This window comes from Methylobacterium sp. WL18 (genome assembly GCF_008040015.1).
Taxonomy (GTDB): domain Bacteria; phylum Pseudomonadota; class Alphaproteobacteria; order Rhizobiales; family Beijerinckiaceae; genus Methylobacterium; species Methylobacterium mesophilicum.
Genome location: NZ_VRVD01001011.1, coordinates 1 through 1,110, shown reverse-complemented (window position 1 = coordinate 1,110; position 1,110 = coordinate 1). Strand labels below are relative to the sequence as shown.

Annotated in this window: 2 protein-coding genes; both read left to right on the top strand. The window is 73.2% G+C overall.

Annotated elements, in window-relative coordinates; translation table 11 throughout:
- On the top strand, window positions 1–264 hold a 264-nt coding region (locus tag FV228_RS30515; protein ID WP_147857828.1), incomplete at its 5' end, for a hypothetical protein.
- Between the two features lie 169 nt (window positions 265–433).
- Window positions 434–1,110, top strand: a 677-nt coding sequence (gene panC, locus FV228_RS30510) for a pantoate--beta-alanine ligase (protein ID WP_147857827.1), incomplete at its 3' end; no start/stop codon positions are given.

Sequence of the window (1,110 nt, the reverse complement as noted above, 5' to 3'; positions counted from 1 at the left end):
AGCTACGAGACCGTCACCCGGAGCGGCCCGCGCTTCTTCCCGCGCAACGACGGGATCGAGCGGCGCCCGGTCTACGCCCTCCGCACCCGGGCGGTGCCGGTGGGCTGCACGCCCCGCCGGGTGCCGGTGCCGACCAACGCGCCGGACGATCCGAGCTACGTCGGCTCCGAATACGGCCTGTCGCATCCGAGCTATTACGGCTTCACGCCGCCGCTGGGCGTCGACGACCCGTTCGGCCGGTCGCTCCTGCCCTACTGTCCTTGATCCGGCACCGGCAGGTTCCGCGCGCGGATCGGGCCCCGGGGCATCGTCCCGACAGGCGGCTGCCGGCTTTCGGGTAAATCACGGGGCGCATCCCATATCGCGCGCCGCGTGCCGGTTCCGATATCCGGCCCGATGCGCTAGATCGGCGCCCCGCCGCGGAGCCGGACCCGTGCCCGAATCGAATCCCCACCGTTTCAGCGATCTCGCCACCCTGCGCCAGCGCGTGGGCGCCTGGCGGCGGGCGGGTGAGCGCGTCGTCCTGGTCCCGACCATGGGGGCCCTGCACGTGGGCCACCTCGCCCTGGTCGCCGAGGCCCGACGGATCGGTCGCCGGGTGGTGGCGAGCATCTTCGTCAACCCGACCCAGTTCGGCCCGAACGAGGACTTTTCGCGCTACCCGCGGGACCTCGAGGCCGACCTCGCGCTGCTCGGCCAAGCCGGCGCCGACGCGGCCTGGACCCCCGCGGTGGAGACCATGTACCCGCCGGGCTTCGCGACCCGGATCGATGTCGCCGGCTTGACGGACGGGCTGTGCGGCCCGTTCCGGCCCGGCCATTTCTCCGGGGTCGCCACGGTGGTGACCAAGCTGCTGAACCAGGTCGGGCCCGACATCGCCCTGTTCGGCGAGAAGGATTTCCAGCAACTCCGGGTGATCCAGCAGGCGGTGGCCGACCTCGACCTCGCGGTCGAGATCCGGGGTGTCCCGACCGTGCGCGAGGCGGACGGCCTCGCCCTGTCGTCGCGCAACCGCTACCTCACGCCCGAGGAGCGCGCGGTGGCCCCGCGTCTGCACGCAGTCCTGGCCGACATCGCCGCGGCAACCCGGGGCGGCAGCCCGGTGGCCGG